Origin of the sequence: Novosphingobium album (ex Hu et al. 2023) (assembly GCF_022832385.1) — a bacterium.
GTDB lineage: Bacteria > Pseudomonadota > Alphaproteobacteria > Sphingomonadales > Sphingomonadaceae > Novosphingobium > Novosphingobium album.
This window is the reverse complement of sequence record NZ_JALHLE010000004.1, coordinates 28456-41410: the sequence shown is the minus strand read 5'-3', so window position 1 is coordinate 41410 and position 12955 is coordinate 28456. Positions and strand designations below refer to the sequence as shown.

Below are 12955 nucleotides of genomic sequence, written 5' to 3'. Positions count from 1 at the left end.
GGAAGGCCGGGCGGGGGAAGGCGCGGCTTGCCATGGCGCTTGCTGCGCTGGCGTTGCCGCTTGCACTGCATTCCACTCCGGGGTTTGGCGACCGCCCGGCCAGCGAAGCGCCGATCGACGCGGCGCGCGCGGCGCTGAATCGCGGCGACGGCATCGATGCGGAAATGAAGCTGCGCGCGGCGCTCGCAAGCGGGGCGGCCCGGCGTGATGTCGCGGCCTGGATGGGCAAGGCGTTCATCGAACAGGGCGATCTCGACAAGGCACGAGACTGGTTGGCGCCGGGCGCATTTGCACACGGGACAGAAGCCGATGGCTGGCGCGCACTGGGCCTGCTCGAAAAGTTGCAGGGCCACTTGCCGGAATCCGGCCGGGCCTATGACAAGGCAATGAAGCTCATCCCCAGCGATGCCTCGCTGTGGGTCGAGATCGGGCGCCTGCGCTATGCGGGCGGGGAGCACCGGAAGGCGATCGCAGCGGCCGGACACGCGCTCGAACTCGATCCCGCCAATGTCCGCGCGCTCCAGTTCGGCGGCCAGCTGGTGCGCGACCGCTATGGCCTGCGAGCGGCCCTGCCGTGGTTCGAGAAGGCCTTGCTGCACGATCCGAAGGATGTCCCGGTCCTGCTCGACTATGCGGCAACACTGGGCGACCTGGGCCGCGCGAGCGACGCGGTGACGGTGACCCGCCGGGTTCTTGACCTCAGTCCGAAGAACCCGCGGGCCTACTACCTGCAGGCCGTGATCGCGGCGCGCGCGGGCAATTACCAACTTGCGCGCGGATTGCTGCTGCGCACCGGTGACAAACTGGACGAATTGCCCGGAGTACAGATACTGCGCGGCGCCGTTGAAATCGCGGCAGGCAACTACGAATTGGCCGGCGATGCGCTGGAAGAGGCGCTGCGCATGCAGCCGGATTGCCGGGAGGCCAAGAATCTGCTGGCCCGCGCGATCTATCTTGCCGGCCAGTACCGCTACGTCACGCTGCGCTTTGCGGACGAACTTGCGAGCGGTGATGCCTCACCCTACCTGCTGACGGTCGTCGCGCGCAGCTATGAAGTGCTGGGCGACAGGATGCATGCAGGGGATTTGCTGGACCGCGCTGCGCGCGCGCAGATGCCGGTGCTGCGGGTCGTGCCGCATCAGGGCCGCATCGGCGAGTTGCTGGCCGAGGCCAAGGGTGCAGAGGCACAGGACATTGTGGAATCGGCCAGGAATGCCGACCCGGATTTCTACGACAATCAGGCGCTTGCCGGGGATGTGCAACTGGCGCTTGGAAACCCGGAAGCGGCGCAGGAACGCTATGCCGCTGCCAGTTCGATCCGCATGCCCGAAAGCCTGTTTCAGCGACGGTTCGAAGCCTTTGCGATGGCCGGCGATTATTCCGGTGCACGCGACCTGGTCGAAGGGTACTTGCGCCAGAACCCTACCAGCCGTGCGGCCCTTCGGGCGGCTGTCCGGCTCGCGATCGGCACCGGCGACCTGCACCGCGCGGACGTGATCCTGAGCTGGCTGCGCGATAACGGTGGTGCGCGCGATGTGCGGCTGCGGTCCGATCTGGCACTGGTTCAGGCGAGAGAGGGCGATCCCGAAGCAGCACGTGCCAGTGCATTGACGGCGTACCGTCTGCAGCGTTCCAGCCCTCTGGCTACCCAGGCGCTCGGTTTCAGCTATGTGGCGGCCGGTACTCGTCGCGAAGATGCGCAGGCCTTGCTGGACAAGGCGCAGGCGCTGTCGGGCAACACGCCGCTGATCGCCGAGGCGCGCCGGGCCTTGCTCAAGACGAGCGGCTGAGCCCGGCGGCCGTATCCGGGCGGACTTGCCTCATCCGCCGTAGAAGACGTTCTCGCCCAGATCCTTCATTTCCAGAATGGCGGCGTCGGGACGCCCTTCCGGGTGCTTGTGGAGATGGACCTGCGTCACTTCGCCGATGATGACGTGGTGATCGCCCACGGCGGCAATCTCGGACACCTTGCATTCCACGGCGGCGATGGCGCTGTCGATGATCGGTGCACCGTTCTCGCCCGGGCGGAAGGGCTCTCCGGACAGCTTGCCATCCTCGACCTCGGCTGGCTTGAAGAAAGCGAAGGCAGCGCCTTGCTGGCCCTTGCCCAGCATGTTGAGCGCGAATTGCCCGGATTCCTTCGCAGCAAGGTGGCAGCCCGAGTCCACCTTGACGCCGACGACGATCAGCGGAGGCGCGAACGAGGTTTGTGTCACGAAGTTGACGGTTGCGGCCGTCAGGTGGCCGTCAGCGCCTTTCGCGGTCATGACGTAGATCCCGTAGGGGATCATTCGAAGCACGGTCTTCTTCGTTGCGGGGTCCATATGTGCATCCTCTTCCTGCTTTCCCGCAACCTTAGGGTGTTGCGAAGAGGATTCGCAATAAGGGATGTGTCGCCGGGGATCGGGAGGCTTTGCCTGAACTCCTACTTAGGCTGATAGGTCTGCTCCAGGCCCGGGAAAGTGCGGGCGCGCACTTCCTCGGCATATTTCGCGGCGGTGTCCGAGATGAATCCGGCGATGTCGCCGTATTTCTTCACGAAGCGCGGCACGCGTTCGAACATACCCAGCATGTCTTCGGTCACCAGAACCTGCCCGTCGCACTGGGCCGAGGCGCCGATACCGATCACGGGTATTTCGACACTTTGGGTCAGGGCAATGGCGATAGGTTCCACCACGCCCTCTACCACCATGGCAAAGGCCCCGGCATCGGCGACGGCCTGACCATCGGCGATGATCTTGGCGTGTTCTTCCTGACTGCGACCGCGTGCACCATACCCGCCCAGTGCGTTCACCGCCTGAGGGGTCAGGCCGACGTGCGCCATCACCGGGATGCCGCGCTGCGTGAGGAAGGCGATCGTATCGGCCATCGCCTGCCCGCCCTCGAGCTTGACCGCGGCGGCGCCGGTTTCGGCCATGATCCGGCTGGCGGCGGAAAATGCCTGCTGCGGGCTGGCTTCGTAGGCGCCGAAAGGCATGTCGACGATGACGACCGAATGGTAGCTGCCTCGCACGACGGCGGCGCCGTGGGCGATCATCATGTCGAGCGTGACCTGCAGCGTCGAGGGCAGCCCGTAGATCACCTGCCCCAGCGAATCCCCGACGAGCAGCATGTCGCAATGCTGGTCCAGCAACTGCGCCTGCCGCGCCGTATAGGCAGTGAGCATCACCAGTGGTTCCTTGGTCTTGCCCTCGAACTTGCGGCGCTGGATTGCTGGCACGGTCAGGCGCTTCATCGGCGCGGGGGTGGGATTGGCGCGGCTGGTCGCGGTGTCGAGCTGGAAAGTCGTGGACATGGACAGCGTCTTAGCGAGCGCAGCGAAAATCTGCAAAGCTGGGGAGTGGCGCGCCATTCGCTCTTGCCATGCGTTCGCATGTCGTTAGCGTCACGCCATCCAAGAATTCCGGGGATCCACGCATGTTTGGACGCGTAAAGCCGCTTGATGCCATTCTGGCGACGGCTGAAAAGAAATCCTTGCACCGCTCGCTCGGTGCTTTCCAACTTACCATGCTGGGTATCGGCGCCGTTATCGGTACCGGTATCTTCGTTCTCACCGCCGAGGCTGCCCAGAAGGCTGGTCCCGGCATGATGCTATCGTTCGTGATCGCCGGTTTCGTCTGCGCCGTAGCAGCCCTTTGCTACGCCGAGATGGCAGCCATGGTCCCGGTCTCGGGCTCGGCCTACACTTACAGCTACGCGGTCATGGGCGAACTGATCGCCTGGATGGTGGGCTGGGCGCTCATTCTGGAATACGCGGTTGCGGCAGGCGCGGTGTCGGTCGGCTGGTCTGGCTATGTCGTCGGACTGATCGAACATACATTTCACATGGACATACCGAACATGCTCACGCGCGGTCCGTTTGATGGCGGCATGGTCAACCTGCCTGCCATGCTGATCGCATCGCTGGTCACCTGGCTGCTGGTCATCGGCACCAAGGAGAGCGCCACGGTCAACGCCATCCTCGTCGCCATCAAGGTTTCGGCGCTGACGCTGTTCATCGTGCTCTCGGTCCCGGTCATGAAAATGGACGGCTTCTCGCCGTTCGCGCCGCTCGGCTTCTCGGGCATCTCGGCCGCCGCGGCCTCGATCTTCTTCGCCTATGTCGGCTTCGATGCGGTTTCGACCGCGGCGGAAGAGACCAAGAACCCGCAACGCAACATGCCGATCGGCCTGATCGGCTCGCTGGCCATCTGCACCGTGTTCTACATGCTGGTCGCCGCTGGTGTGATCGGCACTGTCGGCGCGCAGCCGGTCTATGGCCCGGCCGGTCAGGTGCTTGCCCCCGGCTCGACGGCGCTCTCGCAGCAGTGCGCCGCTCTGGCCGCGTCCGGCCACGAGGCTGTGACCTGTTCGAAGGAGGCGTTGGCCTGGACCCTGCGTGAAATCGGCTGGCCGCAGATCGGCAACCTGCTCGGCCTTGCGGCCGGTTTGGCGCTGCCCTCGGTCATCCTGATGATGATGTTCGGCCAGACTCGCATCTTCTTCGTGATGAGCCGTGACGGCCTGCTTCCCGCCGTTTTCTCCAAGGTCCACCCGACCTACAAGACCCCGCACGTCATAACGATCCTTACCGGTGTGTTCGTGGCGCTGTTCTCGGCCTTCTTTCCGGTTGGGATCCTCGCGGACATCTCCAACTCCGGCACACTGTTCGCCTTCGCCGCGGTGTCGATCGCGGTCATGGTGCTGCGCAAGACCGACGCGGACCGGCATCGTCCGTTCCGTACGCCGGCGATCACGATCACGGCACCGATCGCGATTCTGGGCTGCGTCTACCTGTTCTGGAGCCTGGGCCTCGAGACGAAGCTGATGTTCGTCGGCTGGGCCGCCGTGGGGCTGGTGGTCTACTTCGCCTACAGCCGCAGCCGCAGCCACGTGGGTCTTGGTCACGTTGAAGTGCACGAGGAAGATGAGGACGTGCCGCCTCAGCCGGTTCCACCCATCTGAGCGAACCGTTCGCCGTAAAACGGAGAGGGGGAGCCGCACGGCTCCCTTTTTTTTGTGGGCAGCGCTCATGGCGGGCACGTGCATCTTCGCACGGCTGTCACACCGCTGACTTCGATCTGTATGTAGGGAGGGGCGGCGGTATGGTGACCCCTACGGGACTCGAACCCGTGTTTCAGCCGTGAGAGGGCCGCGTCCTAGACCGCTAGACGAAGGGGCCAACAGGCCATTCAGGCCTGCCGGGCACTGTATCGGATGGTGACCCCTACGGGACTCGAACCCGTGTTTCAGCCGTGAAAGGGCCGCGTCCTAGACCGCTAGACGAAGGGGCCATTCCGATCAGTGCCGGTGGCAGGACCGCGCCTCTAGCGGCGCCTTGCAGGGGGGTCAACCCCCGGTGCTACATAAAAATTGCATTGGGCGATTCAGTCCGCGAAAGCGGCGTCGTCGAGATGCAGTTCGGCCGCCGGACGGCTCCCCCAATCGTCGATCTTTGCACGGCCTGCGAGCCACAGGTGCCGCCCCTGCGATCCGTGGAGCAGGGTCTGACCCATTTCGGATTCGGCAGACCGGAAAGCCATGGCCTTGAAACGCCCACCATCCTTTCCGCCGACGATCAGCCGCACGTGATCCGCGCCGACGACATCGGCCTTGACGATCTTTACCGGCCCCACCGCCACGCGCGGCCCGGGCCAGCCCATGCCGAAGGGGCCCGCGCTTTCGAGAGTCTCCACCAGCGACGGGTTCAGGCCGCCGGGGGCGAGAGCGAGGTCCAGCAACATCGCCTGATTGGCGCTGGCGCGCGAGATATCGGCAGCGAGCAACGAATCGAGCCATTCGGAAAGGGCTTCCAGCTTGTCCGGTGCAATCGTCAGGCCCGCAGCCATCGCGTGGCCGCCGCCAGCGATCAGCAAGCCGGCTTCGCGGGCCGCGATGATCGCGGCCCCGAGGTCAACACCGGTGATCGAGCGGCCCGATCCTTTGCCATTGCCTGCCTCGTCCGCATCGAGCGCGATGACGAGGGTCGGCTTGCCGGTCTTTTCCTTGATCCGACCCGCGACGATGCCGATCACGCCCGGATGCCAGCCCTTGCCCGCGAGCACGAGCACGGCGCGGTTGTGCTGGCGTTCGATCTGCGCTTCGGCGGCTTCCTGCACGGTTTGCTCGATGGCCCGGCGCTCTTCGTTGAGGCGCGAGAGTTGGGCCGCGATTTCGCGAGCCTCGTCGGGGTCGGTCGTGGTGAGCAGGCGCACGCCCAGAGTCGATTCGCCCACGCGTCCGCCAGCGTTGATGCGCGGGCCAAGCGCGAAGCCCAGATCGGAGCACGTGGGCGCGCGGTTGAGGCGGCTGGCGTCGATGAGCGCGGACATGCCCACGTTGTCGCGCCTGGCCATGACTTTGAGGCCTTGGGCCACCAGTGCGCGGTTGAGGCCGTGGAGCGCGGCGACATCCGCTACCGTGCCCAGCGCCACCAGATCGAGCAGCGCGAACAGGTCCGGCTCGCGGCGGCTCTCGAAGAAGCCGCGCTGACGCAGCACGCGGACCGTCGCCACCGCAAGCAGGAATGCCACGCCGACGGCGGCAAGATGGCCATGGCTGGCGGCGAGCGCGCTCTCGTCCAGCCGGTTCGGGTTGACCAGTGCTGCGGCGCGGGGAAGTTCAGGCGCGCACTTGTGGTGATCGACCACGACCACGTCGACGCCGGCCTCGTGCGCCATCTGCAGGGCTTCGTAAGCCATGGCGCCGCAGTCGACAGTGACGATCAGGCTCGATCCTTCGCCCGCAATCCGCACCAGCGCCTCGCCCGAGGGGCCGTAGCCTTCGAGCAGGCGGTCGGGGATGTAATAGCGGGCCTCGTGCCCCAGATGGCGCAGCAGCAGGATCAGCAGCGCGGCGCTCGTCGCGCCATCGACGTCGTAGTCGCCATAAATGGTGACCGTCTCGTTCGTCATGACGGCCTGCGCCAGCCGCTCGGCCGCCGCGTCCATGTCGCGGAACGCGGAGGGATCGGGCAGGAAGGCGCGCAGCGAAGGGACGCGATGGCGCTCCAGATCCTCGCGCGCGACGCCCCGCGAAAGCAGGAGCTGGGTGACGATGCCGTCTTCAAGACCCATCGGGCCTTCCGACAGATCCATGTTGCCGCCGCGCCACCGCCAGGCCTTGCCAGTAAGCGAGCGGGCGATACCGAAGACATTCGCGGAACGGGAATCCATGGATTCCCGTTACTCCACACCGCCTTCGTCGGGAAGAGGTGCGGTTTCGTCGATCCCCGGTATTCTGCGAATGATTATGCTCTAGGGGCGCCCGCGCTTCGCAAGTACAGAGTGTTCGTTAAACTGGAGGAGACCTGAAGCATGTCATTCGTTACAAAGACGCGGGTGGCCCTGTTAACAGTCGCGGCAATCGCAATTCCTGCCGTTGTATTTGCTGCCGGGGAGGCTGCACCTGTCGCGCGCTATGACATGCGCGCGGGTACTGTTTCTGGTTTCGGGGCAATGGGCGGTGGTATGGGCCGCGGCATGGGCATGATGTTCGGCGGGGGCGGTGGCAACAACGTCCAGCACGAGTTGTATTTGCGCCTTGGGTCCGCGCAGGCGCCCACCGGAGGCAAGGCGAAGGCTGATCACTTCATGCCGCCTGCTGCCAACCTCGGGAAGTCCGTGGCGCTGACGGCTCCCGCCAAAAGCGAGCCGGCGACGGAGCCAGAATTGCTTCCGGAAAAACCCAAGGGGCGGCTGCTGATCTTCTGGGGCTGCGGCGAACATGCGCCCAAGGGGCAGCCGGTGGTGATTGATTTCGCAAAGGTGGCCGCTGGGCAGATGCCCGCCGGGATGCCCGGTTCTGCCGTCATCCGCGATTGGGGCCCGAACGCTGGCAACTCGAAGACATTCGCGCGCTGGCCTTCCGAGGATCACAAGTTCGTGAAGCCCGACAGCTCGCTGGTCGGCGCGCACCGGGTGGTCAGCACCTATGCGCCCGAGATCGATTTTACGCTCGCCAAGGATTTCATGGCACCGCTCAGCGCAAGGACTGCGGCCTTGCCGTCGGGAGCCTCGCGCGTGTCGTGGACCGGTGTTTCCGGGGCGACCGCATGGCTGGCGTTCCTGACCGGCGGCAAGATGGGCCCCGATGGGAAGTCGGGCGACATGGTGATGTGGACCAGCAGCGCTGACCGCCAGTTCGGCGGAGGTCTCGCCGACTGGATCTCGCCGGATCAGGCGGCTTCGCTGGTCAAGACCGGCACGCTGATGGCGCCGGCCACCACCAGTTGCGTGGTACCGGCCGAGGTGACGGCGGCATCCCCCGATTTCCGCATGGGCACGCTGACGGCCTTCGGTCCGCAGGAGAGCTTTGCCTATCCCCCGCGACCGGCCGATCCCAAGGCTCCATGGCACCTCGAATGGACGGCACGTATCCGCCATCGTTCGACGACCAGCTGGATGCAGGCGCAGGGCATGGATATGGGATCGGCCATGGGGGCGCAGCAGCCGGCGAATTCCGGTTGCAAGCCCAAGCGCGGCCTTGGCGGGATGCTGGGCGGCGTGCTGAGCGGTGGACAGGGGTGTTGAACCTTGCTGGCGATTGTTTGGCATAGCCGTACCGGAGCCTCGCGGGCGCTGGCGGAGGCGGTGCATGAAGGCGCGCGCTCAGCAGCGCGCCTGATTGCCGCTGCTGACGCAAGCCCGCAGGAACTGCTGGCGGCACAAGGCTACGTCTTCGTCTGTCCCGAAAATCTGGCCTCGATGTCGGGCCTGATGAAGGAGATGTTCGACCGCTGCTACTATCCCCTCCTGGGGCGGGTCGAAGGCAGGCCCTATGCCACGGTGATCGCGGCGGGATCGGATGGAGAAGGGGCGCAACGTCAGATTGACCGGATCGTTGCCGGCTGGCGGCTGAAACGTGTAGCGGAGCCCCTGATCGTCAATCTCGGCGCTCAGACGCCCGAGCAGATCTTGGCGGAGAAGATGGTTCCGGAAAGCGCACTGCTGCAATGCCGGGATCTTGGCGCGGCGCTGGCCGAGGGTCTCTCGCTCGGGATATTCTGACGTACAGGCATGGCCTGTGCGAAACAGACTCGACGCGGAAGGGAGAATCGTGCCTATTCTTTCGCGTTCCCGTTGGTGGCGGAGAAACCGGAATTGCCCAGTTCTCAGGCAGGTGATGCCGGGCAGGCGGCATTGATGCTGCTGTTTGGTGCGGACTCGCGTCCGGCGGCAGCTGACATTGCCCGTTTGCTGGACGCTCCAGACGCGGGCATGGCTGTCCGCATCAGCCACCAACCCGATCCGTCCGAGGGATGGCTGGAATTGCTTGCCAGCGGGCTGACATTCGACTTGCGGGGCCTGTCCCCTGCTGCACCCGTGCCGCATGATCCCGTGCCGCATGCCTATGGCTTTGAGGGCGCACTTCCCGACGGGCAGATGGAGGGCGTGGGGCTTGTCGCGGCGGGCCACATCGCTGCGGGTGCGGTACTTGGACCGGTGTTGCGCACGATGTTCCAGCTCGCCGCGAATCTGGCCATCCGGCTGCCGGTGCAAGCAGTGCTGTGGCTTCCCGCCGGGACCGTGATGGAACCGCGGTATTTCTCCGGCGCAGTCTTCAACTGGCTGGCTGGCGGCGCTTTTCCGGCTCTGGGGTTGACCGCGCTGACGCCCGCGAGTGACGGAACTGTCACCAGCACTGGCCTTTCGCACTTTATCGGTCAGGAAATGCAACTTGAAGCCATGGAAGGTGAAGCGCGTGTCGATTCCGTGAAGCTCGCGATCCGGCTGGTGGACTATCTCGTGCGCCATGGCCCGTTGACCGAGCCGCATACGATCACGCAAGCGGCAGGCGAGTTGCTGGCCGAACCCTCGAGCGTGGGAAAGCGGGTTTGGGTCTGGCGCGCGCATAGTTGAATGCCGGGGATTGCGCGAGGCTATCTGCCATTTCGCGCAGTCAACCGCCGGGGCACCTCAGACCATGACGCCGGAATGCAGCGGCATCACCTTCTGCCCCGGCAGGTTCTGGCCCGGCCCGCATTGGCGCGCATGTTCGCAGCCGCGGGCGGGAAGCGCTACCGGTTCGACGACTTTCGCGCAAATGGCCTGCTCCTGCCTTGCGATGAGCTTGCAGCCTTGCGCATGGGGTTGCCGCTCCACCGCGGGCCGCACCGATGCTACAGCGGCATGGTGATGGAGCGGGTAGGCCAGATCGAGGCGGGATGGTCCGTGATGCACTGCCGCTCGCCCGAAGATGCCGCGGTGGAAGTGCATATGCGTCTGGCCCTGCTGCAGCATGCGTTGCGCCGGTTCCTGCTCAACGGCAGGCGGCGGGCGGTGCTGAACCGACGCGATCCGCTTGGCACGGGCGTCGATTTCACAAGCCTGGATGCCATGGCTGAGGCACTATGGGGAGCGACGGACGCTTCGGCCGAAGCTCATATGTCCGCGCGGGCGCGCAACTCGTTCTTGGCAGCCTGATACTGGGTGACAAGAGCATCCACCCGGTCCGCGACGGGCTCGATGGCGTGGATCGCACCGATGCCCTGGCCTGCGCCCCAGATGTCCTTCCAGGCCTTGGCTTCCATGTTTCCGCCCGATCCGAAGTTCATCTGGCTTTTATCGCCTTCGGGCAGGTTGTCGGGGTCCATGCCCGCCGCGACGATCGACGGGCGCAGGTAGTTGCCGTGCACGCCGGTGAAAAGGTTGGAATAGACAATGTCGGAAGCATGGCAGTCCACGATCGTCTGCTTGTAAGCCTCCACCGCATTGGCTTCGCGCGTGGCGATCCACGGCGTGCCGATATAGGCGAAGTCGGCGCCCATGGCTTGCGCGGCGAGGATCGAGCGGCCGCAGGCGATCGAGCCCGACAGTGCCAGCGGTCCTTCGAACCAGTCCCGGATCTCCTGCATCAGCGCGAATGGAGATTGCGGTCCGGCGTGCCCGCCAGCGCCCGCCGCGACGGCGATCAAGCCGTCCGCGCCCTTTTCAACGGCTTTGCGGGCAAAGCTGTTGTCGATGACGTCATGGAGCACCACACCGCCCCACCCGTGCACGGCCGCGTTCACTTCGGCATTGGCACCGAGCGAGGTGATGACGAGCGGGACCTTCCACTTTTCCAGCGTCTTCAGGTCTTCCTCGAGACGGTTGTTGGTCTTGTGGACGATCATGTTGACGGCGAACGGTGCCTCGCAGTCCTGCGTTTCCTCGATGATGCGGTGCAGCCATTCGTCGAGCTGGCTGGCAGGGCGCGCATTGAGCGCAGGAAAGCTGCCGACAATGCCCGAGCGCACTTGCGCAATCACCAGATCCGGGTTGGAGACGATGAACATGGGCGCTGCGATCACGGGCAGGCGCAGCGACTGGAACGGCGCGGGCAGGGGCATCTCTTCTCCGTTTAAGCGAGCGATTAAATGGCGCCATACTGCGCCGGATCGGGCCTGTCGAGTATGCGGCCCCGCACCGCCATCGCGTTGTCGTGGTTCGCGTGCGCAAACAGGCGTGACCTTCGTGGCAAGCTGATCTAGACATCAGTGTCGATTAGTAGCGGGCTGCACCGGCAGGCCGTTTGGGAGGATTTGAGCCATGGCAGATGACGTTACCGAAATTCCGTTCGATTGCTCGGACATCGATCAGTGGCTCGGCAAGGTCATCGATTCCTCGCCGATCCGCGAGCCGCTGGGGAATAACGACATCCGCCGCTGGGTGCAGGCAATGCACTATCCCAACCTGCTGCACTTCGATCCGGCCTTTGCCGCCGAAAGCCGCTGGGGCAAGCTGGTGGCGCCGCAGAGCTTCCCGATCGTCATGGATGATGGCCATGGCACAGCGCCTTCGTGCGTCGGCAAGATCGAGAATTCGCACCTGCTCTTCGGCGGCGACGAGTTTTGGCATTACGGTCCACGCGTCTTCGGCGGTGACACCGTGACGAACGAGCGCATCCCCTTCGACTACACGGTCAAGAACACAGGCTTCGGGCCGACCTGCTTCCAGCGCGGGGACAACTTTTACCGCAACCAGCACGGCGAACTGATCGCCAAGCAGCGTTCGACGGCGATCCGGTATCTCGCCCATGCCGGCGGCGATACCGTGAACACCGCGGAGTTCGAAGAGCCGGAATGGACCGACGCTGAACTGGAGCAGATCGAGGAGCGCAAGTTCACGTGGATCCAGATGCTTCACGATCTGGGACATGGCGAACGCTGGTGGGATGACGTCAGCGTGGGAGACCAGCTTCCCGAGCGCGTGTTCGGTCCGCACACCATCGCCAGTTTCACGACCGAATGGCGTTCCTACCTGTTCACTACTTGGGGTACGCTCGATCGCCGCGAACTGGACCTGGAGGCGCTGGGCTTCACGAAGGAAATGGCTGGCCACGAGAATGATCCGCACATGGAGCGTATCAACCCCGAACTTACGGATGGCGCCTATTTCGGCCCTTCGCGCGGCCATCTGTTCCCAAGGTACGCACGCAAGATCGGCATGCCGCGCGCCTATGGCTATGGTGCCTCAATGGGCGCCTGGGTGACGGACTATCTCGCGGGATGGGCGGGCGAGCACGGCATGGTCGTCCACTCCACCGCCAATTACCGCGGCCCTGCGCTCTCGGGCGATGTGACCATCCAGACCGCCGAAGTGGTCGACAAGATGGTGGACGAGGAAGGTCGCCATCTCGTGCAGGTCAAGCATCTCATGCAAAATCAGAAGGGCGTAAAGATGTGCATGGGCGTGGCCGAGATTGCGCTGCCAAAGAAGCCGGACTGATCCGGCGCAAAGGCTGAAATGGAAAAGGGGCGCCGGAGGGTGCCCCTTTTTCCTTCTCCCGGCATTACCGGGCGGAGCGGGTTTTCGGTCGCTAGATTAGTCCATTTTGGAGTGAAACTTGCGAATGAACGCATTTTAATGTGCCTGCGTCGGACTTGCGACCTGGTTCGCCAGGCAGCCGCGGAGCAAGAAGGGGCCGTCAGCATCAAAATCCCGGATTACCTTGATTAATATCGTTTGTATAAGCCACATCTGCAGGTGGGTGGTGA

General features: G+C 64.6%; 11 protein-coding genes and 2 tRNA genes. 7 read left to right on the top strand and 6 right to left on the bottom strand.

All coding sequences use genetic code 11. From position 1 onward, the window contains the following. Window positions 1-32: 32 nt before the first annotated feature. Window positions 33-1790 (top strand): tetratricopeptide repeat protein, encoded by a 1758-nt coding sequence (locus MTR64_RS03395; RefSeq protein ID WP_243990796.1) that lies wholly within the window; start codon window positions 33-35, stop codon window positions 1788-1790. Between the two features lie 30 nt (window positions 1791-1820). On the opposite strand, the gene MTR64_RS03390 is transcribed toward MTR64_RS03395, so the two are convergent. Further along, the gene (locus MTR64_RS03390; protein WP_243990793.1) at window positions 1821-2324 is read right to left on the bottom strand and encodes a flavin reductase family protein; all 504 of its coding nucleotides are present in this window, start codon (window positions 2322-2324) and stop codon (window positions 1821-1823) included. A gap of 101 nt (window positions 2325-2425) precedes the next feature. After that, a complete protein-coding gene (panB, locus tag MTR64_RS03385; protein WP_243990792.1) occupies window positions 2426-3295 on the bottom strand; it encodes a 3-methyl-2-oxobutanoate hydroxymethyltransferase in 870 nt (289 codons plus the stop codon). A 122-nt stretch (window positions 3296-3417) separates the two neighbouring features. Here panB and MTR64_RS03380 point away from each other — a divergent pair, with 122 nt between their 5' ends. Then, window positions 3418-4944, top strand: coding sequence for an amino acid permease (locus MTR64_RS03380; protein ID WP_243990791.1), 1527 nt, complete (start codon window positions 3418-3420; stop codon window positions 4942-4944). A 141-nt stretch (window positions 4945-5085) separates the two neighbouring features. On the opposite strand, the gene MTR64_RS03375 is transcribed toward MTR64_RS03380, so the two are convergent. The 3 genes from MTR64_RS03375 to recJ form a co-directional block, all read right to left on the bottom strand. Continuing rightward, window positions 5086-5161, bottom strand: a tRNA-Glu gene (locus tag MTR64_RS03375). A 36-nt stretch (window positions 5162-5197) separates the two neighbouring features. Continuing rightward, a tRNA-Glu gene (locus MTR64_RS03370) sits at window positions 5198-5273 on the bottom strand. 93 nt (window positions 5274-5366) lie between these two features. After that, complete coding sequence (gene recJ, locus MTR64_RS03365; protein ID WP_243990790.1) at window positions 5367-7154, bottom strand: single-stranded-DNA-specific exonuclease RecJ; 1788 nt, start codon at window positions 7152-7154, stop codon at window positions 5367-5369. A gap of 141 nt (window positions 7155-7295) precedes the next feature. Here recJ and MTR64_RS03360 point away from each other — a divergent pair, with 141 nt between their 5' ends. From MTR64_RS03360 to MTR64_RS03345, 4 genes are all read left to right on the top strand, one after another. Next, window positions 7296-8510, top strand: coding sequence for a hypothetical protein (locus MTR64_RS03360; RefSeq protein WP_243990789.1), 1215 nt, complete (start codon window positions 7296-7298; stop codon window positions 8508-8510). Window positions 8511-8513: 3 nt separating this feature from the next. After that, window positions 8514-8987, top strand: coding sequence for a flavodoxin family protein (locus MTR64_RS03355; RefSeq protein WP_243990788.1), 474 nt, complete (start codon window positions 8514-8516; stop codon window positions 8985-8987). A gap of 93 nt (window positions 8988-9080) precedes the next feature. Continuing rightward, entirely contained in the window at window positions 9081-9839 is a 759-nt protein-coding gene (locus MTR64_RS03350; RefSeq protein ID WP_243990787.1) for a hypothetical protein, read from the top strand. Next, window positions 9840-10403 (top strand): AHH domain-containing protein, encoded by a 564-nt coding sequence (locus tag MTR64_RS03345; protein ID WP_268740712.1) that lies wholly within the window; start codon window positions 9840-9842, stop codon window positions 10401-10403. Here MTR64_RS03345 and MTR64_RS03340 read toward each other — a convergent pair. Then, window positions 10361-11308, bottom strand: coding sequence for an NAD(P)H-dependent flavin oxidoreductase (locus tag MTR64_RS03340; RefSeq protein ID WP_243990783.1), 948 nt, complete (start codon window positions 11306-11308; stop codon window positions 10361-10363). The two genes, MTR64_RS03345 and MTR64_RS03340, sit on opposite strands and share 43 nt — an antisense overlap. A gap of 199 nt (window positions 11309-11507) precedes the next feature. On the opposite strand from MTR64_RS03340, the gene MTR64_RS03335 reads away from it, so the two are divergent. After that, complete coding sequence (locus tag MTR64_RS03335) at window positions 11508-12686, top strand: FAS1-like dehydratase domain-containing protein (RefSeq protein WP_243990782.1); 1179 nt, start codon at window positions 11508-11510, stop codon at window positions 12684-12686. Window positions 12687-12955 lie beyond the last annotated feature (269 nt).

Bases quoted from the DNA above. Each gene is read 5' to 3' on its own strand.
- MTR64_RS03395 (WP_243990796.1), top strand. From the start codon at position 33: ATGGCGCTTGCTGCGCTGGCGTTGCCGCTTGCACTGCATTCCACTCCG.
- MTR64_RS03390 (WP_243990793.1), bottom strand. From the start codon at position 2,324: ATGGACCCCGCAACGAAGAAGACCGTGCTTCGAATGATCCCCTACGGG.
- panB (WP_243990792.1), bottom strand. From the start codon at position 3,295: ATGTCCACGACTTTCCAGCTCGACACCGCGACCAGCCGCGCCAATCCC.
- MTR64_RS03380 (WP_243990791.1), top strand. From the start codon at position 3,418: ATGTTTGGACGCGTAAAGCCGCTTGATGCCATTCTGGCGACGGCTGAA.
- recJ (WP_243990790.1), bottom strand. From the start codon at position 7,154: ATGGATTCCCGTTCCGCGAATGTCTTCGGTATCGCCCGCTCGCTTACT.
- MTR64_RS03360 (WP_243990789.1), top strand. From the start codon at position 7,296: ATGTCATTCGTTACAAAGACGCGGGTGGCCCTGTTAACAGTCGCGGCA.
- MTR64_RS03345 (WP_268740712.1), top strand. From the start codon at position 9,840: ATGCCGGGGATTGCGCGAGGCTATCTGCCATTTCGCGCAGTCAACCGC.
- MTR64_RS03340 (WP_243990783.1), bottom strand. From the start codon at position 11,308: ATGCCCCTGCCCGCGCCGTTCCAGTCGCTGCGCCTGCCCGTGATCGCA.
- MTR64_RS03335 (WP_243990782.1), top strand. From the start codon at position 11,508: ATGGCAGATGACGTTACCGAAATTCCGTTCGATTGCTCGGACATCGAT.